23 protein-coding genes are annotated in these 21,818 nt (G+C 67.7%); 12 read left to right on the top strand and 11 right to left on the bottom strand.

Going from position 1 to position 21,818, the window contains the following annotated elements; genetic code table 11:
- Positions 1 to 11: 11 nt before the first annotated feature.
- The 4 genes from phbB (ACXJJ8_RS02870) to gluQRS form a co-directional block, all read right to left on the bottom strand.
- Positions 12 to 752 carry an acetoacetyl-CoA reductase gene (gene phbB, locus ACXJJ8_RS02870; protein ID WP_499026803.1) on the bottom strand — a complete coding sequence of 247 codons (741 nt, stop codon included), beginning with the start codon at positions 750 to 752 and terminating at the stop codon, positions 12 to 14.
- A 103-nt stretch (positions 753 to 855) separates the two neighbouring features.
- Positions 856 to 1,362: a polyhydroxyalkanoate synthesis repressor PhaR gene (gene phaR, locus ACXJJ8_RS02865; RefSeq protein ID WP_498964078.1), complete on the bottom strand. Its 507-nt coding sequence runs from the start codon at positions 1,360 to 1,362 to the stop codon at positions 856 to 858.
- Between the two features lie 126 nt (positions 1,363 to 1,488).
- Positions 1,489 to 2,229, bottom strand: coding sequence for an acetoacetyl-CoA reductase (gene phbB, locus ACXJJ8_RS02860; protein ID WP_499026801.1), 741 nt, complete (start codon positions 2,227 to 2,229; stop codon positions 1,489 to 1,491).
- A 51-nt stretch (positions 2,230 to 2,280) separates the two neighbouring features.
- The gene (gene gluQRS, locus ACXJJ8_RS02855; RefSeq protein ID WP_499026799.1) at positions 2,281 to 3,207 is read right to left on the bottom strand and encodes a tRNA glutamyl-Q(34) synthetase GluQRS; all 927 of its coding nucleotides are present in this window, start codon (positions 3,205 to 3,207) and stop codon (positions 2,281 to 2,283) included.
- 83 nt (positions 3,208 to 3,290) lie between these two features.
- Here gluQRS and htpX point away from each other — a divergent pair, with 83 nt between their 5' ends.
- A complete protein-coding gene (htpX, locus tag ACXJJ8_RS02850; protein ID WP_499026797.1) occupies positions 3,291 to 4,196 on the top strand; it encodes a protease HtpX in 906 nt (301 codons plus the stop codon).
- Positions 4,197 to 4,318: 122 nt separating this feature from the next.
- On the opposite strand, the gene ACXJJ8_RS02845 is transcribed toward htpX, so the two are convergent.
- A complete protein-coding gene (locus ACXJJ8_RS02845; RefSeq protein WP_499026796.1) occupies positions 4,319 to 6,397 on the bottom strand; it encodes a GGDEF/EAL domain-containing response regulator in 2,079 nt (692 codons plus the stop codon).
- A 107-nt stretch (positions 6,398 to 6,504) separates the two neighbouring features.
- On the bottom strand, positions 6,505 to 7,518 hold the full coding sequence (gene epmB, locus ACXJJ8_RS02840) for an EF-P beta-lysylation protein EpmB (protein WP_499026794.1): 1,014 nt from the start codon (positions 7,516 to 7,518) through the stop codon (positions 6,505 to 6,507).
- A 74-nt stretch (positions 7,519 to 7,592) separates the two neighbouring features.
- Here epmB and efp point away from each other — a divergent pair, with 74 nt between their 5' ends.
- The 7 genes from efp to folE2 all read left to right on the top strand — a co-directional run bounded on the left by efp (position 7,593) and on the right by folE2 (position 12,837).
- Entirely contained in the window at positions 7,593 to 8,159 is a 567-nt protein-coding gene (gene efp / locus ACXJJ8_RS02835) for an elongation factor P (RefSeq protein ID WP_499026793.1), read from the top strand.
- The gene (locus ACXJJ8_RS02830) at positions 8,159 to 8,383 is read left to right on the top strand and encodes a hypothetical protein (protein ID WP_499026791.1); all 225 of its coding nucleotides are present in this window, start codon (positions 8,159 to 8,161) and stop codon (positions 8,381 to 8,383) included. The genes efp and ACXJJ8_RS02830 overlap by 1 nt, the downstream gene beginning before the upstream one ends.
- Positions 8,384 to 8,385: 2 nt before the next feature.
- Positions 8,386 to 9,717 carry a TRZ/ATZ family hydrolase gene (locus ACXJJ8_RS02825; RefSeq protein ID WP_499026790.1) on the top strand — a complete coding sequence of 444 codons (1,332 nt, stop codon included), beginning with the start codon at positions 8,386 to 8,388 and terminating at the stop codon, positions 9,715 to 9,717.
- A gap of 16 nt (positions 9,718 to 9,733) precedes the next feature.
- Positions 9,734 to 10,453: a bifunctional 2-polyprenyl-6-hydroxyphenol methylase/3-demethylubiquinol 3-O-methyltransferase UbiG gene (ubiG, locus tag ACXJJ8_RS02820; protein WP_499026789.1), complete on the top strand. Its 720-nt coding sequence runs from the start codon at positions 9,734 to 9,736 to the stop codon at positions 10,451 to 10,453.
- Complete coding sequence (locus ACXJJ8_RS02815; protein WP_499027189.1) at positions 10,432 to 11,118, top strand: phosphoglycolate phosphatase; 687 nt, start codon at positions 10,432 to 10,434, stop codon at positions 11,116 to 11,118. The genes ubiG and ACXJJ8_RS02815 overlap by 22 nt, the downstream gene beginning before the upstream one ends.
- Positions 11,115 to 11,846, top strand: coding sequence for a phytoene/squalene synthase family protein (locus tag ACXJJ8_RS02810; RefSeq protein ID WP_499026787.1), 732 nt, complete (start codon positions 11,115 to 11,117; stop codon positions 11,844 to 11,846). Before ACXJJ8_RS02815 ends, ACXJJ8_RS02810 begins: the two co-directional genes overlap by 4 nt.
- A 61-nt stretch (positions 11,847 to 11,907) precedes the next feature.
- On the top strand, positions 11,908 to 12,837 hold the full coding sequence (gene folE2, locus ACXJJ8_RS02805) for a GTP cyclohydrolase FolE2 (protein ID WP_499026786.1): 930 nt from the start codon (positions 11,908 to 11,910) through the stop codon (positions 12,835 to 12,837).
- 4 nt (positions 12,838 to 12,841) lie between these two features.
- On the opposite strand, the gene ACXJJ8_RS02800 is transcribed toward folE2, so the two are convergent.
- A complete protein-coding gene (locus ACXJJ8_RS02800; protein ID WP_499026784.1) occupies positions 12,842 to 14,203 on the bottom strand; it encodes a dihydroorotase in 1,362 nt (453 codons plus the stop codon).
- Positions 14,176 to 14,496, bottom strand: a complete 321-nt coding sequence (gene yidD, locus ACXJJ8_RS02795; protein ID WP_499026783.1) for a membrane protein insertion efficiency factor YidD — start codon at positions 14,494 to 14,496, stop codon at positions 14,176 to 14,178. Before yidD ends, ACXJJ8_RS02800 begins: the two co-directional genes overlap by 28 nt.
- 110 nt (positions 14,497 to 14,606) lie before the next feature.
- Between yidD and dksA the strand changes: the two genes are divergently transcribed.
- Complete coding sequence (gene dksA, locus ACXJJ8_RS02790; protein ID WP_499026781.1) at positions 14,607 to 15,662, top strand: RNA polymerase-binding protein DksA; 1,056 nt, start codon at positions 14,607 to 14,609, stop codon at positions 15,660 to 15,662.
- A gap of 40 nt (positions 15,663 to 15,702) precedes the next feature.
- Here the strand turns inward: dksA and ACXJJ8_RS02785 are convergent, their stop codons facing one another.
- The 3 genes from ACXJJ8_RS02785 to cysS are packed head-to-tail and all read right to left on the bottom strand — an operon-like array spanning position 15,703 to position 18,754.
- Positions 15,703 to 16,935 carry an MFS transporter gene (locus ACXJJ8_RS02785; RefSeq protein ID WP_499026780.1) on the bottom strand — a complete coding sequence of 411 codons (1,233 nt, stop codon included), beginning with the start codon at positions 16,933 to 16,935 and terminating at the stop codon, positions 15,703 to 15,705.
- Positions 16,932 to 17,381, bottom strand: a complete 450-nt coding sequence (locus ACXJJ8_RS02780; RefSeq protein WP_499026778.1) for a SufE family protein — start codon at positions 17,379 to 17,381, stop codon at positions 16,932 to 16,934. The genes ACXJJ8_RS02785 and ACXJJ8_RS02780 overlap by 4 nt, the downstream gene beginning before the upstream one ends.
- Positions 17,378 to 18,754: a cysteine--tRNA ligase gene (gene cysS / locus ACXJJ8_RS02775; protein WP_499026777.1), complete on the bottom strand. Its 1,377-nt coding sequence runs from the start codon at positions 18,752 to 18,754 to the stop codon at positions 17,378 to 17,380. The genes ACXJJ8_RS02780 and cysS overlap by 4 nt, the downstream gene beginning before the upstream one ends.
- A 147-nt stretch (positions 18,755 to 18,901) precedes the next feature.
- Here cysS and ACXJJ8_RS02770 point away from each other — a divergent pair, with 147 nt between their 5' ends.
- The 3 genes from ACXJJ8_RS02770 (at position 18,902) to ACXJJ8_RS02760 (ending at position 21,817) form a co-directional block, all read left to right on the top strand.
- Positions 18,902 to 19,300 (top strand): hypothetical protein, encoded by a 399-nt coding sequence (locus ACXJJ8_RS02770; protein ID WP_499026776.1) that lies wholly within the window; start codon positions 18,902 to 18,904, stop codon positions 19,298 to 19,300.
- Between the two features lie 261 nt (positions 19,301 to 19,561).
- Positions 19,562 to 20,590 (top strand): N-acetylornithine carbamoyltransferase, encoded by a 1,029-nt coding sequence (locus ACXJJ8_RS02765; protein WP_499026775.1) that lies wholly within the window; start codon positions 19,562 to 19,564, stop codon positions 20,588 to 20,590.
- Between the two features lie 24 nt (positions 20,591 to 20,614).
- Entirely contained in the window at positions 20,615 to 21,817 is a 1,203-nt protein-coding gene (locus tag ACXJJ8_RS02760) for an argininosuccinate synthase (protein ID WP_499026774.1), read from the top strand.
- Position 21,818 lies beyond the last annotated feature (1 nt).

Raw genomic sequence — 21,818 nt, 5'->3', positions numbered from 1 at the left:
GCCGTCTTCGGTCAGAAGCTCATGAACAGGCCGCCGTTCACCGGGATGTTGGCGCCGGTGATGAAGCCCGCTTCGTCGTTGGTGAGGAATTCCACCGTGCGGGCGATTTCGCTCGGCTTGCCCAGCCGACCGACCGGCACGCCTTCGACGATCTTGACGCGCACGTCTTCCGGTACCGCCATCACCATCGCGGTTTCGCAGTAACCCGGCGACACGCTGTTGACGGTGACGCCCTTGCGCGCGACTTCGCGTGCAAGCGCCATCGTGAAGCCGTGCATGCCGGCCTTGGCCGCGGAGTAATTGGTCTGGCCGAACTGGCCGGTCTGGCCGTTCACCGAGCTGATGTTGACCACGCGGCCGAAACCGCGCGCCGTCATGCTGTCCACCACGTGGCGGCACATGTTGAACACGCCGTCGAGGTTGATGTTCAGCACGGCGTCCCAGTCGGTGCGCTCCATCTTGCGCAGCGTGCCGTCGCGCGTGATGCCGGCGGCGTTGACGAGGATGTCGATCGGGCCGCGTTCGGCTTCGACCTTGCGGACGAGCGCGCCGCAGGCGTCGAAGTCGCCGACGTTGCCGGATTCGAAATGCACGTCGAGGCCGTCGACGTCCTGGCGGAATTGCGCGATGCGCTCCTCGCGCGCGCCGAGGTCGGCGGCGACGACGGTGCGCCCTGCGCGGGCGAGGGTCTTGCAGATCTCGGTACCGAGACCACCGATGCCGCCGGTCACGACGGCCACGCGCTTGCTCATGGGAATCCTGATGATTGGTGCACTGCAACAGCCGGCAGCGTGCCAGCGGCAGGAGGGGCCGTCAACGCACGCCGGTCACATTCGCGGCGTGTCACCGTGGGGATCAGGCCTTCGTCTTGTCCTTGGCGTCCTTCTCGTCCCGGGCCGGCGTGGCGCGGGGCGCCGCGGGGCGGCCCATGCCGCCGACCAGGCCGTTCTGGAAGTCCTTCCACATCTCGAGGTTCTTCTCGGTCAGCTGGTTGAGCATCGTCCACGGCGCCTGGCCGATCAGGCCGCTCATCTGCTGCCGGAACTGTTGCTGCTGCTCGAGGAACATCTGCATCGAGCGCTCGAGATAGTTGCCCATGAAGCCCTGCAGCGAATCCCCGTAGAACCGGATGATCTGGCTGAGCAACTGGGTGGAGAGGATCGGTTCGCCGTCCTGTTCGTGCTCGGTGATGATCTGGAGCAGCACGCAGCGGGTGAGGTCCTCGCCGGTCTTGGCGTCGCGCACCTCGAACTCCTCGCCATCGACGATGAGCTGGCGCACGTCCTCGATGGTGATGTAGCTGGAAATCCGCGTGTCGTAGAGACGGCGGTTGGGATATTTCTTGATGACGCGAAGTGGCATGCGGTCGACCCCCGAAGACGGCGTGCCCGAGCATGGCGCACCGCAACAGGGGATTGCAACAGGCCTGTCAAGACCCTCAGGTCATGAAGGTGAACCCGGTTTCAGGGGCCGGTCACCGATGCCGCCTCACCAGCCCATGTATTGGCCGCCGTTCGCCGAGAGGTTGGCGCCCGTGATCCAGCCCGCTTCATCGGGAATGAAGAAGGACACCGCGTACGCGATTTCGTCCGGTTCGCCGAGGCGGCCGGTGGGAATCTGCGCGACGATCTTGTTGCGCACTTCCTCCGGCACGGCCATGACCATGTCGGTGCCGATGTAGCCCGGGGACACGGTGTTCACGGTGATGCCGAACTTCGCATTCTCCTGCGCCAGCGAGATGGTGAAGCCGTGCATGCCCGCCTTGGCCGCGGCGTAGTTGGCCTGGCCGTACTGGCCCTTCTGCCCGTTGATCGAGGCGATCTGGATGATGCGGCCCCACTTGCGCGCCCGCATGCCTTCGATCACCGGGCGCGTGACGTTGAAGCAGGAATCCAGGTTGGTGCCGATGACTTCGCGCCACTGCAGCGCGCTCATCTTGTGGAAGGTGGTGTCGCGGGTGATCCCCGCGTTGTTGACGAGGATCTCGACGGGACCCAGCTGCGATTCCACCGCGCGGACCATCGCCTCCGCGTCCTGGTCGCTGGAGACGTCGCCGGGCGCGAGCGCGACCTCGATGCCGTCGGCGCGCAACCGTTCCTGCCAGGCGCGCGCCTTCTCCTCGTTGCGGTAGTTCGTCGCCACCCGATGCCCGCCCAGCGCCAGCCGCCGGCAGATCGCCGTGCCGATGCCGCCCGTGCCGCCCGTCACCAAAGCCACCCTGGATGTCATGTGCCTCTCCCTGGACTGTCGTGTGATGCAAAAAACGTCGGTCGGTCCAGTCTAGGACGCGATTGCGACACCTGTGTTGTGCAACGCAACGGATTCCGACGAAATGCGCGCTGGCGAGAAGGCGGCCAGCGCCGCGGCGAGCGTTCCAGCCACGTCGGTGCACGATTCCAACGCCGCCGGCGCCTGGCCCAGTGCGCGCCACGCCATGCGCAGCGCGGGCAGGGGGTTGGCGTCGTCGATTGGCGCGGCGTCCGTTGACTTCGAGAGCTTGCGCCCCTGCGCGTCGACGATCAGTGGCAGGTGCGCATAACGCGGCGTGGGCAGGCCCAGCGCGCGCTGCAGGAGGATCTGGCGTGGCGTGGAGTCGAGCAGGTCGGCGCCGCGGACGACATCGGTGATCGCCTGCGCCGCATCGTCGACGACCACCGCGAGCTGGTAGGCCCAGAAGCCGTCGGCGCGCCGCAGGACGACATCGCCGACCTCGGCGCCGACATCCTGCGCCACGCGCCCGTGGATCGCATCGTCGAAGGCCACGGTCTCTCCGACCGGAACACGCAGGCGAATCGCCGGCACGCGACCGGGTTGCGGCCCGGAGACGCAGGCGTGGTGCAGGCCGCCGCTGCCGGCCAGATCGCCGCGGCTGCACCAGCATTCGAATGCCGCGCCGCTGGCGAGCAGGCGATCGAGCGCATCGCGATAGGCCGCGTCGCGCGCGCCCTGGCGCAGGATCGGGCCGTCGGAGCGCAGGCCGAAGGCTTCGAGCGTGCGGAGCTGGCGTTCGATCGCGCCGGGTTGTTCACGCGGCGGATCGAGGTCTTCCACGCGCACCCACCATTCCGCGCCTACGTGGCGGGCGAGCAGCCAGCTCCCGAAAGCGGCGAGCAGGGAGCCCGGATGCAGCGGCCCGGTGGGCGATGGCGCGAAGCGTCCACGTCGCGCTTCGGGATGCCGGTGGTGCTCGGTCGGGTCGGTTCGCATCGACATTGCGCTTGAATTTAAACGAACATCGCCTCACTTCCCCAATACGGCCGCTTTTTCCGGCGGCGCGGATGAGACGACCCATGTTCAAGCGCCTCGTGTTGTTCCTTGCCACCAACCTTGCCGTCCTTGGCCTGTTGAGCGTGGTGATGGCGGTCCTCGGCATCAACCCGCAGTCGGCCGCCGGCCTGGTGATGTTCGCCGCCGTCTTCGGTTTCGGCGGCTCCATCATCTCGCTGCTGATTTCCAAGTGGATGGCCAAGCGCGCCACCGGTGCCCACGTCATCGAGCAGCCGCGCAACGAAACCGAGCGCTGGTTGTTCGACACCGTGCAGCGCCAGGCGAAGGCCGCCGGCATCGGCATGCCGGAAGTGGCGATCTACGACGCACCGGAAATCAACGCCTTCGCCACCGGCGCCAACCGCAACAAGGCGTTGGTCGCGGTGTCCACCGGCCTGCTGCGCGCGATGGATCGCGATGAAGCAGAAGCCGTCCTCGGCCATGAAGTCAGCCACGTCGCGAACGGCGACATGGTCACGATGGCGCTGCTGCAAGGCGTGCTGAATACCTTCGTGATCGTGCTGGCGCGCGTGGTCGGCCGCGTCGTCGACGGTTACATCAGCGGCAATCGCGAGGGCAGCGGCGGTGGCTTCGGCTACTACATCATCGTGTTCGTGCTCGACCTGGTGTTCGGCCTGTTCGCGAGCATGATCGCGATGTGGTTCTCGCGACACCGCGAGTTCCGCGCCGACGCGGGCGGCGCCACGCTCGCCGGCCGCGACAAGATGGTCGCTGCATTGCAGCGCCTGTCGCTGACCTACGGCGAAAGCACGCTGCCCAAGCAGGTCGCCGCGTTCGGCATCAGCGGTGGCGTCGGTGTCGGCATGCGCCGCTTGCTGATGTCGCATCCGCCGCTGGAAGAGCGCATCGAAGCGCTACGCAATTGGCAGCCCTCCACGAATGCGGTGCGACAGAACGTCGTGACCTGATAGCGGGTAGCCCCCTTTTGGTAAAAGGGGGCGCGGCGACAGCCGCGGGGAAATTGGAAGGTGATAAGCCCAGGGTCCAGAGTTCGCATCGCGAACTCTGGAAGTTTTCGCGCATGCGAAAACTACTGGAAGTCGTAGTCCATGTCCGGGCCGGCGGCGGCCAGGAAGTGCCCCTGCACGTAGTCGACGCCGCTGGTGAACAGGAATGTCATCGCCGCCGCGTCCTGCACGAATTCGGCGATCGTTTTCGCACCCTGTTCGGTCGCACGCGCGCTGAATTCCCGGATCTTCGCCTGGTTGTCCGGGTTCTGCGCGAGTTCCTGGATGAAGGCACGGTCGATCTTCACCATCGCCGGCTCGAAGTGCTGCATCAGCTGGAAGGAATTGAGGCCCGTGCCGAACTGTTCCAGGCCCACGCGGCAACCGAACTGCTTCACCGTCGCACGGAAGGCCTGGGCCTGCTTGAGGTGCGTGAACACCTTGGATTCCGGCAACTGCAGCACCAGGCGATCGCCCGGCACCTTGTGCAGGGCCAGTTGCTCGCCGATGAACTTCGCCAGCGTGTCGTCGCCCAGGGAGGCCTGGGTGATCTTGACCAGCAGCGTGGTGTCCTTGCGCTGGCGTGCGCGTTCGGCGATGACCTGCACCGCGCGGCCGGCGACCCAACGGTCGATTTCCCACAGCAAGCCGTGTTCCTCGGCCACCGGCAGGAACATCTGCGGCGCGACGAGCTCGCCTTCGGCCGCGCCGCGCAGGCGCAACAGGGCTTCGTAGGTCTCGCCCGGTTCGCCATGCAGGCTGATGACCGGCTGGTAGTGCAGGACGAAGCCATCGCCGTCCACGGCTGCGCGGATGCGCTCGACCCACGCGCGAACGCGTTCTTCCTCGGCGCGGTCCACCGCACCCGGATCGAAGATCTCCGCGCGATTGCCGCCGACCGCGACCGACGACTGCACGCCCTGGCTGGCCTTGGCGAGCACCTGCGTGACCGAAGCGATCTTCTCGCCGATCTGCACGCCGCCGATGCTCACCGTTGCAGACAGCGAACGCTCGCCGACTTCGAACACGTGGCCTTCGAACGCCGCGCGCACGCGCTCGGCGAGCGCGACGGTGCCGACGTGGTCGCTGTTCCTGGACAGCACCGCGAATTGATGTTCGCCGAAACGTGCCGCGACGTCGTCGGGGCCCAGCGCGGTGCGCAGGCGCCCGGCGAGACCGGCGACGAGGTCGTCGGCGGCATCCAGCCCGATTTCCTGCAACAGCCGCACGAAGTGGTCCGGCTCGATGAGCACCAGGCCGAGGTGCGTGCCGCCCTGCGCGGTGCCGCCGACGGCGGATTCGAGTTGCTGCAGGAACGTCGGGCGGTTGAGCAGGCCGGTGACCTGGTCGCGCTGGCGCAGTTCCTCGACTTCGCGGGCCAGTTCCGGGTCGGTTTCCTGGCGGCGGAAGACGATCTGGATGCACGCCTCGCCTTCGTAGAAGGCCGAGGTGAATTCCATGGTCGCGGGGAAGCGGTTGCCTTCCTGGTCTAGCGCTTCGAGCTCGTAGCGCGGCGGCGGGACGTCGCCCTTCGACAGGCCCTTGAGCAGCGTCTTGAAGTTGGCGACATGGCTCGGCGCGACGAGGTCGAGCAGCGACATGCCTTCGATGTCTTCGAAGGAATCGAAACCGAACATCTCCAGGTAGGCCTGGTTCGCGCGGATATGCATGCCTTCGTGCACGTAGGCGATGGGTTCGCGCGAGGAGTCGATGAGGGCATCGCAACGGCGCTCGGTCTCGCGCACCTGCGCTTCGAGCAGGCGCTGCGCGCGGCGGGCCTCGAGGTCTTCCCATTCGGCGCGCACGGTGGCGAGCACGTGCGGCATGCGGCCGCGCAGGATCAGGCCGCGCACGCCGCGCTCGCTGGCCTGCAGCAGGGTGTTGTCGTCGACGGTGTCGACCACCATCAGCAAGGGGATGTCCTTGCCGCTGGCGTCGATGGCCTGCATCGCGGCGGCCATCGTGGGCTGCCTGGCATCCTTCGCCGCGATCACGAGGTCGAGCGCGCCACCGACGAGGGCGGGCAGCGATTCCTCGTTCTCGGGGCGCGACACGCGCACGGCGATGCCGGCGTTGCGCAATCCGCTGACGATGGCTTCGGCCGCCTCGACACTGTCGTCGACGATCAGCAATCGCAGCACGCTGTCCTGTTTGGCTCGCATCCGGGGCTCTCTGGGTCGTGCGGTCGACCGGGGAGGGGAAACGGTTCCGGCGACGGACGGTTGACCTTATGGCACGAATGGTGGGCGCAGGTCCATGCGCCACCCACTCAAACGAGGGGTCGCTTGCCCGGATCGCCGGGGAGTTCACGGACCAGGCGTGGGACCAGGTACCCCGACAACCGGGCCGCGAGTGCGCGATGCAGGAGGATGGCCCGCGCGTCGTCGACTTCGAAATGGGCCGTGCCCTGCACGCGGTCGAGCTGGTGCAGGTAGTAGGGCAGCACGCCGGCGCGGTGGCCGCGTTCGCTCAAGGCCGCGAGCGCATCGACGGAGTCGTTGACCCCGCGCAGCAGCACGGCCTGGTTGAGCAGCATCGCGCCGGCCGCGCGCAGGCGGGCCAGGGCCGAGTCGACGGCGGCGTCGAACTCGTTCGCGTGGTTGGCGTGTACGACCACCGTCACCGGCCACGGCAATGCCCGCAACCACGCGAGCAAACCGTCGTCGACGCGGTCCGGCAAGACGATCGGCAGGCGGGTGTGGATCCGCAGGCGCTTCAGATGCCCGATGCCGGCCAGCGCGTCCGTGAGTTCGGCGAGCTTCGGCGTGGCCAGGGCCAGCGGGTCGCCGCCGCTGAGCAGGACTTCATCGAGGGTCGGGTCGCCTGCAATGTGCGCGATCGCCAGCGTCCATGCGCCGGCCGCGGCGGTGTCGCCCGCGTAATCGAAGTGGCGGCGGAAGCAATAGCGGCAGTGGATCGCGCAGCTGCCGGTGGCCACGAGGAGGGCGCGGCCGCGGTACTTCTGCAGCACGCCGTGCGCGGTGCGCGCCGCCGTATCGCCCACCGCGTCGAACCCGAAGCCCGGCACGAGGCGGTCCTCGTCGTCCAGCGGGAGCACCTGCCGAAGCAGGGGATCGGCCGCGTCGCCATGCCGCATGCGCGCGACGAAGGCACGCGGGACGCGCAACGGGAACTGCGCGGCGGCGGTTTCGGAAATGCGCGCGGCCTCCGCATCGAGGCCGAGCAGTTCGAGCAGTTCACGCGGATCGCGCACGGAATCGCGCCACTGGTGGCGCCAGTCCGGCGCGGGCAGCGGCGGGAGGGGAAGGGGTTCGGCTATCATGGCGAGCTCGACATTCTAGCCGGCCCCGTCGCGGGTCGGCCGGCAAGCAGACAACGTTTAACAGGAGCGACACCGTGGCCAGCCTCGGCATGAACGACGTCAAGACCGGACAGAAGATCCTGGTCAACAACGACCCCTGCGTCATCATCGACACCGAATACGTCAAGCCGGGCAAGGGTCAGGCGTTCACGCGCGTGAAGTACCGCTCCATCAAGTCCGGCCGCGTCGTCGAAATGACGATGAAGGCGACCGACAGCGTGGAACAGGCCGACGTCGTCGACACCGACATGCAGTTCCTCTACGCCGACGGCGAGTACTGGCACTTCATGAACCCCGAGTCCTTCGAGCAGGTGCAGGCCGACAAGAACGGCATGGGCGGCGCGGACAAGTGGCTTAAGGGCGAGGAAGAATGCGTGGTCACGCTGTTCAACGGCACGCCGATCATGGTGACGCCGCCGAACTTCGTCGAACTGAAGATCACCGAAACCGATCCGGGCGTCCGCGGCGATACCTCGGGCGGCGGCGGCAAGCCGGCGACGCTGGAAACCGGCGCGGTCGTGCGCGTGCCGTTGTTCGTCGGCCAGGAAGAAACCATCAAGGTCGACACGCGCTCGGGCGAGTACGTCAGCCGCGTGAAGTGATGGACCCCTCCGCCCTCCTCCAGCTCGTGGTCTGGTTTGTCGGCGTCATCGTCGCTGCCGGCGCGGTGCTGTGGCTCTGGAACACGACGCTGCCGCGCGTGTTCCCCGGTCGCGTGCGCGGCCTGCGTTACGGCGAAGCGCTGCGCCTGATGCTGCTGGCGTGGCTGCTGTTCGGCGCCGGCGCCTTCGGGCTCACCTACGCGCTCGGCGCGGGCCTCTGGTAAGGATGGCGCCGGAAGCCTGCGACCTGCTGATCGAAGCCGGCCACGTGGTGCCGGTGGAACCGCACGGCGTCGTCCTGGCCGACTACGCGGTGGCGGTGCGCGGCGGCGCGATCGTCGCGGTGCTGCCGATCGCCGATGCCCGCGCGCGTTTCACCGCCGCGCAGACCGTCTCCCGGCCCGACGGCGTCCTGGTCCCGGGCCTCGTCAACRCACACGTGCACAACCCGATGACGCTGCTGCGCGGCGTCGCCGACGACCTGCCGCTCATGCAATGGCTGCAGGGCCACATCTGGCCGATCGAAGCGGCGGTCGTCGCGCCCGATTTCATCGCCGACGGCGTGACGCTCGCCATCGCCGAAATGCTCCGCGGCGGCACCACCTGCTGCAACGAAAACTACTTCTTCCCCGACGTGCAGGCGGCGACGTACCGCAAGCACGGCTTCCGGGCGCGCGTCGGCTTGCCGGTCATCGATTTCCCGACCGCGTGGGCCCGCACGGCCGACGAGTATTTCGATCGCGCGGGCGAAGTGCACGATCAGTGGCGCAACGATCCGCTCGTCGCCACCGCGTTCGCACCGCATGCGCCCTACACCGTGTCGGACGCGAACTTCGAACGCATCCGCATGCTCGCCGACCAGCTCGACGTGCCGGTGCATTGCCACGTGCACGAGACCGCGCACGAAGTGAGCGAAGCGCGCAAGAACCTCGGCCAATCGCAGATCGCGCGCCTGGATCGCCTCGGCCTGGTGAACGACCGCCTGATCGCGGTGCACATGACGCAACTGACCGACGCCGAGATCGCGCTGTGCGCCGAGCGCGGCGTGAGCGTCGCGCATTGCCCCGAATCCAACCTCAAGCTCGCATCGGGGTTCTGCCCGGTGGCGAAGCTCGCGGCCGCGGGCGTGAACCTGGCCATCGGCACGGACGGCGCGGCCAGCAACAACGACCTGGACATGTTCGGCGAGATGCGCACGGCCGCGTTGCTCGCCAAGGCCGTCGGCGAAGACGCTTCCGCATTCGATGCGTTTTCCGCGCTACGCGCGGCGACGCTGGGCGGTGCCAAAGCACTGGGCTTCGAGGACACGATCGGTTCGATCGAAGCGGGCAAGCAGGCCGACTTGGTGTGCGTGGATCTTGCAGCGCTCGAAACGCAGCCGTTGCACCACGTGGTCTCGCAACTGGTCTACGCCTGCGGGCGGCACCAGGTGAGCGACGTCTGGATCGCAGGCCATCGCAAGCTCGAGAACCGGATCCTGGTCGACATGGACGTGGACGCCATCGTCGCCAACGCGCGCCAGTGGCGCGACCGCATCGCCGCGGTGCGCACGGCATAGCCATCGGTCGAATCCAATGACGCAAGCCCAATCGAACGAAGAAAACTTCCGCCAGGCCGAGCTCGACCGCTTCAACGAGCTCGCGCATCGCTGGTGGGATGCCAATGGCCCGCAGAAGGCATTGCACGCGCTGAATCCCGCGCGCCTGGGCTACATCACCGATCGCATGCCGCTGCAGGGGGCGCGCGTGCTCGACGTCGGCTGCGGCGGCGGATTGCTGAGCGAGGCGATGGCCGCGGCCGGCGCCGAGGTCACGGCGATCGACCTGGCACCGGACCTGCTGAAGATCGCGCGCCTGCACGGCATGGAATCGGGCGTGAAGGTCGACTATCGGCAAGTCGCCGCCGAGGCCCTCGCCGAAGAATTGCCGGCGACCTTCGACGTCATCGCCTGCATGGAAATGTTGGAACACGTGCCCTCGCCGCCGTCGGTGCTCGCCGCGTGCGCGACGATGCTCAAGCCCGGCGGCCGCCTGTTCCTCTCCACGCTCAGCCGCACGCCGGCGGCGTTCGCGTTGGCGATCGTGGGCGCCGAGTACATTGCCCGCATCCTGCCGAAGGGCACGCACCAGTACCGCGACTTCATCAAACCGTCCGAACTCGCAGCGTGGCTGCGCGAGGCAGGGTTCGAACTCGAGGATGTCAGCGGCCTGGTGTACGAGCCCTGGCGCAACGCCGCACGCATCGGGCGCCGCACCGACGTGAACTACCTCGCCTGCGCGCGCAAGCCAGCGTGAGTGCAGTGACGTTTCCCAAGGCGGTGCTGTTCGATCTCGACGGCACCTTGCTCGACAGCGCACCGGACATGCTCGCCACCGTCGATGCGATGCGCGCCGCGCGCGGACGCGGGCCGATGGAGATGGCGGTGTTGCGGCCCGTCGTTTCCAAGGGCGCGCGCGCGATGACGGCCGCGGCATTCCCCGACATCGCCGCAGACGAGCGCAACGCGTGGATCCCCGAATTCCTCGCGACCTACGAGCGCGAACTCGGCCGCCATGGCGCGCTGTTCGATGGCATCGAGGCGATGCTGCGCGCACTGGAAGACGCCGGATGCCGCTGGGGCATCGTCACCAACAAACCCGAATATCTCGCGCGCGCCCTGATGCCGATGCTCGGCTGGGAAACGCGCTGCGCGGTGCTGATCGGCGGCGACACGCTGCCCGAACGCAAGCCGCATCCGCTGCCGTTGTTGCATGCGGCGCAAGCGATGGGCTTGGCAGCCTCCGAAGTCGTCTACGTCGGCGACGACGAACGCGATATCCAGGCCGCACGCGCCGCCGGCATGAAGTCGGTCGTCGCCCTGTGGGGGTATCGCCTGGACGAGGACGATCCGGTCGCTTGGCAAGGCGACACGATGGTCGAGCGCCCCTCCGAACTCTGCGCGCCGGGCCGTTGGCCGTGAGCGCCGTGCGCGATCCCTCCGTCGACACGACGCTGGCGAAGTGGCGCGAACGCTGGCCCGAATGGCCGCTCGCCGAACCCTTCGTCGCGCCACTGCATCGCGAACGCGCGGTGGCCTGGTTCGCGCTGCGCGACGAGCTGATGCATGCAGCGTGGTTCGGCAGCGATCCGCGCCCGGGCGAAGCGAAACTCGCGTGGTGGGCCGAAGAGCTGCACGGTTGGGCGAAGGGCGTTCGCCGCCATCCGCTCGGCATCGTGTTGCAACGCGAGCCGTCCGCGTGGCCCGTGCTGGCCGCGACCTTGCCCTCGTTGCTCGCGACCCGGGAGCGGGCGGCGAGCATCGACGATGCATTCGCAGGGCTCGAACCGTTCGCGCAAGGCGTCGCGACGATCGCCTCGACCTTGTTCGGCAGCGGCGACCCTGCACCCGCGCGCAGCGTCGTCGCGGGCCTGCTGGGCGAACACGCACTCGCCGGCGGGGATGCGGCCGCGCCGCTGCAATCGCTCGCGAAAGCGGGGCAGGGTGCGCAACCCGGCGTCGCATCGCGCCTGTGGGCGCGCACCTTGCTCGAGCAATGGCCCTCGCCGCACGGCGGCACGGTGCCCGGGCGCCTGCACGCCGCGCTGGTGCGCGAGCGCCTGCGCCGCTATGCCGCCGGCAGCGCGCCCGATCGTCCGCTGCCCGGCTGGCGCGCGCTGCTGACTTCTTGGCAAGCCGCCCGCCGCTGAACGCACCGTTGCACCGATTTCGTCACGACCCCCGCCCGGCGCTGGCTACAATGCGCCCCTCATGACCGCCTCCCGCCCTCCCGCGCAACTCCCCGACGTCGCGTTCGAAGCGGCGGCGCTGGCGCGTCCGCTGGACTGGGTCGGCATGGACCGCATCGCGATCCCGGTGCGCATCCACGACGCCGACGGCCAATCGGTGCAGGTGGCGGCCGATGTCGACGTCGCCGTCGACCTGCGCGACGGACAGGCGCGCGGCATCCACATGTCGCGGCTATACCTGCAACTGCAGCAGGCCTTCGCAAGCGAAGCGATCACGCCCGGCGGCCTGCGCCGCGTGTTGCAGGGCTTCATCGAATCGCAGAAGGGCGCCTCCACCCGCGCCCGCCTGCACATCCGTTACGAACACCTGCTGCAGCGTCGCGCGCTGGCGAGCGACAACGTCGGCTGGAAGCGCTACCCGGTGACGATCGAAGCCGAACTCGCGGACAGTCATCTGCATCTCGCGCTGGGTTTCGCGGTCGAATATTCGAGTACGTGTCCCGCGTCCGCGGCGCTTTCGCGACAGGTCAACGCCGATCGTTTCGCCACCGATTTCGCTGCCGCGCGGCCAATCTCGGCGCAGGTCGTGAGCGATTGGCTCGCGTCGGAGCGCGGTTTGGCGGCCACGCCGCACGCGCAACGCAGCCGCGCCGACGTGCGCGTGGTGTTGCGCCCCGCGTTCGATGAGCTGCCGTTGTTGGACCTCGTCGACGCGGTGGAAGCGTCCCTCGGCACGCCCGTGCAGACGGCCGTGAAGCGCGAAGACGAACAGGCCTTCGCCGAACTCAACGCCGCCAACCTGATGTTCTGCGAAGACGCCGCGCGCCGCGTCGCCGGTGCGTTGTCGCGCGACGAACGCGTCGACCGCTATGAAGTGCGCGTGGCGCATTTCGAGAGCCTGCATCCGCACGACGCGGTCGCCCGCGTGTCGGGCAGCAACGCGGCGCCCTGAGGCGCTACTCGCGCGCGAACTCCAGGCGCTGCCCGTTCGGCGCGCCCACCAACTGGCTGCCGTCATACGCCAGTACGCCGTTGACCCACGTCGCCCCGATGCGCGAATGGAAGGTGCGGCCCTCGAACGGCGACCAGCCGCACTTCGACAGCACATCCTCGCGGCGCACCGTGAAGGGCACATCGTCGATCAACGCCAGGTCCGCCATGTAGCCCTCGCGCAGGAAGCCGCGTTGCGCCACATCGAACAGCTGCGCCGGTGCGTGGCACACCTTCTGCACCACCTGCGCATTCGTCAGCCGGCCTTCGTGCACCAACTCCAACGCGGCGACCAGCGCGTACTGCACCAACGGCAAACCGCTCGGCGCCCCGGTGTACGGGCGCGCTTTTTCTTCCAGCGTGTGCGGCGCGTGGTCCGTGGCGAGGACGTCGATCACGTCGTCGGCCAGCGCAGCGATCAGGGCTTCGCGATCGCTCGCTTCCTTGATCGAGGGATTGCACTTGATCAGGTTGCCCAGCGTCGCGTAATCGGCGCGGTCGAAGCGCAGGAAATGGATGCAGGTTTCGGCGGTGATTTTCTTGCGCGTGCCATCGGCGCGGATGAGCGGGCCGCGTTCGAACAGCGCGAGCTCGTCGGCCGTGGAAATGTGCAGCACGTGCAGGCGCGTGCCGTTGCGGCGCGCCAGTTCCTGCGCGAGCATCGTGGACTTCATGCAGGCCTGCCGCGAACGGATGTCGGCGTGGAACTCCGGCGGGATGTCGTCGCCGTACTTCGCCTTGTAGCGCGCCAGTTCGGCGTCGATCATCGGCGTGTCTTCGCAATGCGTGATGATCGGCGTGGGCGCGTCGCGGAAGATCGCGTCCAGGGTTTCGGGGTTGTCGACCAGCATGTTGCCGGTGGAGGCGCCCATGAAGACCTTGATGCCCGGCGCGCGGAGCGGGTCGAGCGCGCGAATGGCCTCGATGTTGTCGTTGCTCGCGCCCATGTAGAAGCCGAAGTTGGCGTGGGCGCGCCCGGTCGCGCGCTTGTATTTGTCTTCCAGCGCCGCGCTGTCGAGCGTGGGCGGGTTGGTGTTGGGCATGTCCATGAAGCTGGTCAGCCCGCCGGCGACGGCCGCTGCCGATTCGGTCGCCATGTCCGCCTTGTATTCCATGCCCGGTTCGCGGAAGTGCACCTGGTCGTCGATCATGCCCGGCAGCAGGCGGCGCCCGGCGGCGTCGACGACGTGCTCGCCCTCGCGCGCGGACAGCCCCGTCCCGATCTGCGCGATGCGGCCGTTCTCGATGCGCAGGTCGCCTTCGACCTCGCGGCCTTCGTTCACCAGGCGGGCGTTGACGATCAGCGTGGGCTTCGATGTCGCGGGCATGGGCGGTCCTTGGCGATGCGAACTTGGCGGTGCGACGCATTCACGTGCGTGCGCGGGGTGGCGTTCATTTTGACGAAGCGGGGGGGCACGGGGTCGTGTCCGCCCGGGTGGAACGGGTGGCAGCGCGCGACGCGGCGCGCGGCGAGCCAGGTGCCGCGCAAGGCGCCGAAACGCGCGATGGCCTGCATGGCGTACTCCGAGCAAGTAGGCGCGAAGCGGCAACGCGGACCCAGCAGTGGGCTGATCCAGCGCTTGTACGCGCGCAGGGCCCGAATGAGCAGTCGATCGATCACGATTGGTGAAATGCGGCCTCTCACGAAGGGTTTCGCGGGTTGCCGCCCTTGTCGGGGCAGGGTATAACAGCGCGCTTTCCCGCCTCAAGGGAACGAGGGACGTACCGCTCGTGGCAGCGAAGAAACCAGCGAAGAAGGCCGCCAAGGCCGCGAAGAAGGTCGCCAAGCCGGCGGCGAAGAAGATTGTGGCGAAGAAGCCCGTCGCCAAGCCCGTAGCCAAGAAAGCCGCGCCGGCCAAGAAACCGGTCGCGAAGAAGGCTGCGCCTGCGAAGAAGCCTGCGGTCGCGAAGAAGGCTGCTCCGGCGAAGAAGGCACCGGTCAAGGCCGTGAAGCCCGTCGCCAAGCCCGTCGTTGCGAAGAAGGCAGCTGCGCCGGTCAAGCCGGTCGCCAAGGCCGCTCCCGCCAAGGCCGCGCCGCCCGCGAAGCAGCCTGTCGCGAAACAGCCCGTCGCAAAACAGCCCGAAGTGCGCGTCGCCGCGGTCAAGAAGCCCGCCGCGAAGCCCGCGACGAAGAGCGCGCCGGTGACGCCCGCGAGCAAGCCCGAAGCCAAGGCGCCCGCCCCGCAGGCGGCGACGAAGTCGGCGAAGCCATCGCTCGCCACTTCGCCCAAGCCGGCCTCGTCGGCAGCGCCCGCCGTCACGTCGCGCCCACGCCCGGAAGGCAAAGTGGCAGTTGCAGTGGCCGCCAAGCCGGCCGCACCAGCACCCCGGGGCAAGGTGAAAGTCGTCGAATACAAAACGGATGAGGCCACGGGCCGCCCGATCATTCCGCCGGGCTACAAGCCCGCGCAGGATGAGGAATACATGAGCACGCTGCAGGTGGAATATTTCCGCCAGCGCCTGCTCAGCTGGCGCGCCGACCTGGTCGAAGAGTCGAAGCAGACCATCGAGAACCTCAAGGACGAAGTGCGCGACGTCGGCGACGAAGCCGAACGTGCGACGCGCGAGACCGAGAACTCGCTGGAACTGCGCACCCGCGACCGTTATCGCAAGCTGATCGGAAAGATCGACAGCACCCTCAAGCGCCTGGACGCCGGCGAATACGGCTACAGCGTGGACTCGGGCGAAGAAATCGGCCTGGACCGCCTGGAGGCGCGCCTGACCGCCGAACGCACGATCGACGAGCAGGAACGCTGGGAACACCTGCAAAAGCAGATGGGCGATTGACCGAATGAAAAAACCCCGCGAAAGCGGGGTTTTTTTTGGGTCAGTGCAGGTCCTTCAAGTTCAACCTGCGCAACTTCGGCGCGAACCGCGCCGTGATCCCGACGATCGAAATCGTCATGCACCCACCCAGGATCACGCTCGGCACCAGGCCGAGGAACTTCGCCGCGAGCCCCGATTCGAACGCGCCCAGTTCGTTCGACGAGCCAATGAAGATGCCGTTGATCGCCGACACCCGCCCGCGCATGGCGTCGGGCGTGGCGAGTTGCAGGATGGTCGAGCGCAACACGACCGACACGCCGTCGCACAGGCCGGACGCGAACAACATCGCCACCGACAGCCACAGATGCTGCGACAGCGCGAAGCCGATGATGCACAGCCCGAAGCCGGCCACCGCGAGCAACAAAACGCGCCCCGCATGTTGCTCCAGCGGCTTGCGCGCCATCCACAAGCCCACCAGGACCGCGCCGGCCGCTGGCGCACCGCGCAGGATGCCCAGCGCTTCGGGGCCCGCGTGCAACACGTCCTTGATGAAAGCCGGCAACAGCGCGACCGCGCCGCCGAACAACACCGCGAACATGTCCAGCGCGAGCGCGCCAAGCAGGATCTGGTGGCCGAAGACGAAGCGCAGCCCTTCGCCGATGCTGGCGAAGATCGGCGCGCGTTCGTGCGGAATGTGCGGCTCCTCGATGCGCAGCGTGGTCAACAACACGGCCGCGGCGACCGCGAACACCACCGCGATGCCGTACGCCGACGTCTTCCCCGCAAAGGCCACCATCGCACCGCCGAACGCCGGGCCGAGCACGAGGCCGAGCTGGAACACGACGCTGCCGAGCCCGGCGCCGCGCGCGTACTGCTCGCGCGGCAACACGCGCGCGAACAAGGTGTTGTAGACCGGCGTGAGAAACGAACGCACGCTGCCGGTCAACGCGATCGCCGCGTACATCAGCCACGTGCCCGCCACGATCCATCCGGCGGCGATGCAGGCCAGGATCACCGCCGTGATCGCCAGGCCCATGCACGCGAACGCACCCAGGCGCCGGCGCCGCAGATGGTCGACGAGATAGCCGGCGAAGGGCGCCACGCAGAAATACGGAATGACTTCCGCCAGGCCCACCAGGCCGAGCGCCAGCGGATCGCGCGTGAGCTCGTAGATGTGCCAGCCGACGGTCACGGCGACCATCTGGTAGGACAACATCGTGAGGATGCGATAGCTGAGCAGCCCCAGGAACGCGCGATTGCGCAGCGGCGAGTCCGCGGCGGTCAGTGCACTCACGCGGCGGCCTGCGCGCGCTCGCGGATGAAGGCGAGCAGCGCGGCGTGGCCGTTGCTGCGGGTGGGCGAAAGATGTTTGGCGAGGCCGACGTTGGCGACGTAGTCGGGTTGCGTGCCCAGGATTTCCCGCGCCGATCGTCCCGAATACACGCGCAGCGCGAGGAAACACAGCCCCGCGACGATCGCCGAATCGCTGGTGGCCACGAAGTCGAGCCGTTGCGCATCGCCTTCGCCGACGATCCACACCATCGACTGGCACCCCAACAGGCGATGGTCCTCGGTCTTGAACGCATCGGGGAATGGCGGCAATTTGCGGCCCAGGTCGATCAGGTACTGGTAGCGCTCCGACCAGTCGCCGAAGAAGGCGAACTCCTCCGCGATCGCCGCCTGTGCGTCGGCGGCGGTGGGCTCCAGCGGAAACACGCGGTGGTCGGCGACGGTGTTCATGCGCGTTTCCACCGTACGCCCTGCGGCGTGTCTTCCAGGAGAATGCCGTCGTCGGCCAGTTGCTTGCGGATGGCGTCGGCGCGGGCGAAGTCCTTCGCGGCTTTCGCCGCGATGCGCGCATCGATCAGGCCCTGGATGCGTGCGTCGTCGTCGTTCGACGTATCGCCCGCGATCCACTCGGCGGGCGCGCGTTGCAACAGGCCCAGCGCAAGGCCCGCACCCAGCAGCGCGGATTTGGCTTCGCGACGCGCGTCGGCGCCTTCGGCCTTGCGCGCATCGCCGGCAAGCCGCGCGATTTCGGCCAGCGCCTGCGGCGTATTGAGGTCATCGTCGAGCATGTCTTCGATCGATTGCGGAATCACCGCCGTTGCCTCGACATCCGCCAGGTCGCGCAACGTCCCGTACAAACGATCGAGCGTGCGGATCGATTGCTCGACCAGCGCCGGCGTCCAATCCAGCGGCTGCCGGTAATGCGCGGACAGCAACGCAAATCGCAGCGCCTCGGAACGACCGGGGTAACGTTCGAGCAAGGTGTGGATGCGCTCGACGTTGCCGAGCGACTTCGACATTTTCGAACCACCGAACACCAGCATGCCGTTGTGCAGCCAGAAGCGCGCGAACGGCTTGCCACCGTGCGCGCATTCGCTCTGCGCGACTTCGTTTTCGTGGTGCGGGAACTGGAGGTCGATGCCACCGGCGTGGATGTCGATGGTCTCGCCGAGGTGCGCTTCGGCCATCGCCGAGCATTCGATGTGCCAGCCCGGCCGACCGCGGCCCCAGGGCGACTCCCAGCCGGGGAGATCGTCGGACGAGGGCTTCCACAGCACGAAGTCGCCGGCGTCCTGCTTGTACGGCGCCACGTCGATGCGTGCGCCGGCCAGCATGTCCTCCGGCGATTGGCGCGAGAGCTTGCCGTATCCGGGATAGCTGCCGACCGAAAACAGGACGTGGCCGTCCGCGGCGTAGGCATGGCCGGATTGGATCAGTCGCTGGATCATCGCGATGATCTGCGGGATGTGCTCGGTCGCCTTGGGTTGCAGCGACTGCGGTTGCACGCCCAGCGCCGCCATCTCCTCCAGGTACACCGCGGTGTAGCGCTCGGTGATCGTGGCAATCGGGACGCCGGCCTCGCGCGCGGCCGCGTTGATCTTGTCGTCGACGTCGGTGATGTTGCGCGCGTAGCGCAGCGCACCGTAGCGGCGGCGGAGCAGGGCGGCGAGCACGTCGAACACCACCGGGCCACGCGCATTGCCGATGTGGACGTAGTTGTAGACCGTCGGGCCGCACAGATACATCGTGGGGCCGGCGACGGGGTCCAGCGGCGCGAAGGGCTCGACCCGGCGCGTCAGGGTGTTGTGGAGGCGAAGGGCCATGGGGCGGCAAATGGGGGAATCGCGCCATTCTAGCCGTCGGGAATGCCTTGATTCAGGCCCGAGCCCGAGTCCGGCCCTTACACTGAATGCGTGCGACTCCTTGCCCCCCTCCTGAGCTCCATTGCCCTGGCCACTGCCCTGGCTGGCATGCCCGTGCATGCACAGGATGCGGGGACCACGGTCCTGCAGAACGAAAACGTGCGGATGGACTTCGCGCAGGTGATGCGCGTGCAGCCGATCTACCAGGTGCTGCGCGCCACGCGCATGGAGCCGCGTTGCGCCGCCGGGGATGCGGACGACGAGAAGGGATTGGCCAAGATCGTGGGCGCGGTGAAGGGCGCGGTGTCGCGCAAGCCCGATCCGCCCGAGCAGCCGGCCAATTGCGAAATGATCCCGGTGCAGCGTGAATTCCGCCGCCCCATCGCCTACGACGTGGATTACGTCTATCGCGGCACGAAGTACCGCTCGCGCCTGCCCTACGACCCGGGCAACCGCCTGCGCGTGCGCGTGAGCGTCGTCCCGTATATCCCGCCGAGGAAGCCTTAGCCGCGGCGCATGCGCGCGGAAGCATTTGCAACCTCCGGCCTCCGATGCGACCATGCGCGCCCGATGCAGACCCTTCGCGCCGACGCCGACATCCTCACCTCCGCCTACATGGCGGCGGGCATGACCTCGCGCGCGCGCCGACCGCTCCCCCACATTTTCGCTGGGTAGCGCGCGCCGTCGTATCGGATCCGCCGGAAACCCAGCCCTCGCGCTGGGTTTCTTCGTTCATGGCCCGGCGATTTCCTCCCCACAGGACGCTCCATGAAACAGGTTCCGCTCCGCCATTTCCTCAACACCCAGGATTGGAAGCGCGAAGAGCTCGACGCCGTGCTCGCGCTCGCCGCCGCGTACAAGCAGGCGCCGCTCGGCCTGCGTGCGCTGGAAGGCAAGTCGATCGCGCTGGTGTTCTTCAATTCCTCCCTGCGCACGCGCACGAGCTTCGAAATCGGCGCCTTCCAGCTCGGCGGCCATGCCGTGGTGCTGCAGCCCGGCAAGGATGCATGGCCGATCGAATTCGACCTCGGCACCGTGATGGATGGCGAAGCCGAAGAGCACATCGCCGAAGTGGCGCGCGTCCTGTCGCGCTACGTCGACCTCATCGGCGTGCGCGCCTTCCCGAAGTTCGTCGACTGGTCGATCGATCGCCAGGACCGGGTATTGAAGGGCTTCGCGAAATATTCCGCCGTGCCGGTGATCAACATGGAGACGATCACCCATCCCTGCCAGGAACTCGCGCACATCCTCGCGCTGCAGGAACACTTCGGTACGTCGGACCTGCGCGGCAAGAAGTACGTGCTCACCTGGACCTACCATCCCAAGCCGCTCAACACGGCCGTCGCCAATTCCGCGCTCACCATCGCCACGCGCATGGGCATGGACGTGACGTTGCTCTGCCCGACGCCCGAGTACATCCTCGACGAGCGCTACATGGGATGGGCGCAGCAGAACGTCGCCGAGAGCGGCGGCTCGCTGCAGGTCAGCCACGACATCGAAGGCGCTTACCGCGGCGCGGACGTCGTGTACGCGAAAAGCTGGGGCGCGCTGCCGTATTTCGGCAACTGGGCGCCGGAGAAGCCCATCCGTGATGCGAACACGCACTTCATCGTCGACGAAGCCAAGATGGCGCTGACCAACGACGGCGTGTTCTCGCACTGCCTGCCGCTGCGCCGCAACGTGAAGGCCACCGACGCGGTGATGGATTCGCCGCGTTGCATCGCGATCGACGAAGCCGAGAACCGCCTGCACGTGCAGAAGGCGGTGATGGCATCGCTCATCGGCCAGCGTCGCTGATTCCCCAGGATTTCCGGAATGCCAATGAACAACAAAGACATCGTCCTCGCTTTTTCCGGCGGCCTCGACACCTCCTTCTGTGTGCCCTACCTGCAGGAACAAGGCTGGAACGTGCACACGGTGTTCGCCGATACCGGCGGCGTCGACGCCGAGGAACGCGCGACGATCGAAGCGCGCGCCGCCGAACTGCGCGTGGCCTCGCACGTCACCATCGACGGCGGCCCTGCGATCTGGGACGGCTTCGTCAAGCCCTTCGTCATGGCAGGGGAGGGCTACCAGGGCCAATATCCGTTGTTGGTGTCCGACCGTTACCTCATCGTCGACGCGACGCTCGCACGCGCCCATGCACTCGGCACGCGCGCCATCGCGCATGGCTGCACCGGCATGGGCAACGACCAGGTGCGTTTCGATCTCGCGGTGAAAGCCAGCGGCGACTACACCATCGTCGCGCCGATCCGCGAAATCCAGAAGCAACACACGCAGACGCGCGCCTACGAGCAGGCCTACCTGGAAGAACGCGGCTTCGCCGTGCGCGCCAAGCAGAAGGCCTACACGATCAACGAAAACCTGCTGGGCCTGACGATGTCGGGCGGCGAGATCGACACGTGGGAGGCCCCGGGCGAAGGCGCGCGCGGTTGGTGCGCACCGCGCGAACAATGGCCCGACGAGGCGTTGCAAGTCACGATCGCCTTCGTCAAGGGCGAAGCGGTCTCCATCGACGGCAAGCCGATGCCGGGCGCGCAGTTGCTGGCGAAGCTCAACGCGTTGTTCGCGCCCTACGGCGTGGGCCGCGGCATGTACACGGGCGATACGACGATCGGCCTGAAGGGCCGAATCGTGTACGAGGCACCGGGCCTGGCCGCGTTGCTCGCGGCGCACCGCGCGCTGGAAGAAGCAGTGCTCACCAAGCAGCAGAACCGCTTCAAACCCGATGTCGCACGCAAGTGGGTGGAGCTGGTGTACGAAGGCTTCTACCACGATCCCCTGAAGACCGACCTCGAAGCCTTCCTCGCCTCGAGCCAGCGCATGGTCAATGGACAAGTCGTGCTCGAAACGCGCGGCGGCCGCGTCGATGCGGTGGCCGTGCGCTCGCCGCACCTGCTCCATGCGAAGGGCGCCACGTATGCGCAATCGGCCGACTGGGGCGTGGAAGAAGCCGAAGGCTTCATCCGCCTGTTCGGCATGAGCAGCACGTTGTGGGCCCAGGTGAACGAAAAGGATCGCTGAG

The sequence above is a fragment of the Lysobacter sp. P5_C4 genome (assembly GCF_054049695.1).
Note: the sequence above shows the minus strand (reverse complement) of the source record. Positions and strands in the feature narration are given on the sequence as shown.

Bases quoted from the DNA above. Each gene is read 5' to 3' on its own strand.
- ACXJJ8_RS02845 (WP_499026796.1), bottom strand. From the start codon at position 6,397: ATGCGAGCCAAACAGGACAGCGTGCTGCGATTGCTGATCGTCGACGAC.
- ACXJJ8_RS02830 (WP_499026791.1), top strand. From the start codon at position 8,159: ATGGACCCCTCCGCCCTCCTCCAGCTCGTGGTCTGGTTTGTCGGCGTC.
- phbB (WP_499026803.1), bottom strand. From the start codon at position 752: ATGAGCAAGCGCGTGGCCGTCGTGACCGGCGGCATCGGTGGTCTCGGT.
- ACXJJ8_RS02770 (WP_499026776.1), top strand. From the start codon at position 18,902: ATGCCCGTGCATGCACAGGATGCGGGGACCACGGTCCTGCAGAACGAA.
- cysS (WP_499026777.1), bottom strand. From the start codon at position 18,754: ATGGCCCTTCGCCTCCACAACACCCTGACGCGCCGGGTCGAGCCCTTC.
- epmB (WP_499026794.1), bottom strand. From the start codon at position 7,518: ATGATAGCCGAACCCCTTCCCCTCCCGCCGCTGCCCGCGCCGGACTGG.
- folE2 (WP_499026786.1), top strand. From the start codon at position 11,908: ATGACCGCCTCCCGCCCTCCCGCGCAACTCCCCGACGTCGCGTTCGAA.
- htpX (WP_499026797.1), top strand. From the start codon at position 3,291: ATGTTCAAGCGCCTCGTGTTGTTCCTTGCCACCAACCTTGCCGTCCTT.
- ACXJJ8_RS02760 (WP_499026774.1), top strand. From the start codon at position 20,615: ATGAACAACAAAGACATCGTCCTCGCTTTTTCCGGCGGCCTCGACACC.
- ACXJJ8_RS02765 (WP_499026775.1), top strand. From the start codon at position 19,562: ATGAAACAGGTTCCGCTCCGCCATTTCCTCAACACCCAGGATTGGAAG.
- ACXJJ8_RS02800 (WP_499026784.1), bottom strand. From the start codon at position 14,203: ATGCCCGCGACATCGAAGCCCACGCTGATCGTCAACGCCCGCCTGGTG.
- phbB (WP_499026801.1), bottom strand. From the start codon at position 2,229: ATGACATCCAGGGTGGCTTTGGTGACGGGCGGCACGGGCGGCATCGGC.
- ACXJJ8_RS02780 (WP_499026778.1), bottom strand. From the start codon at position 17,381: ATGAACACCGTCGCCGACCACCGCGTGTTTCCGCTGGAGCCCACCGCC.
- gluQRS (WP_499026799.1), bottom strand. From the start codon at position 3,207: ATGCGAACCGACCCGACCGAGCACCACCGGCATCCCGAAGCGCGACGT.
- ubiG (WP_499026789.1), top strand. From the start codon at position 9,734: ATGACGCAAGCCCAATCGAACGAAGAAAACTTCCGCCAGGCCGAGCTC.
- phaR (WP_498964078.1), bottom strand. From the start codon at position 1,362: ATGCCACTTCGCGTCATCAAGAAATATCCCAACCGCCGTCTCTACGAC.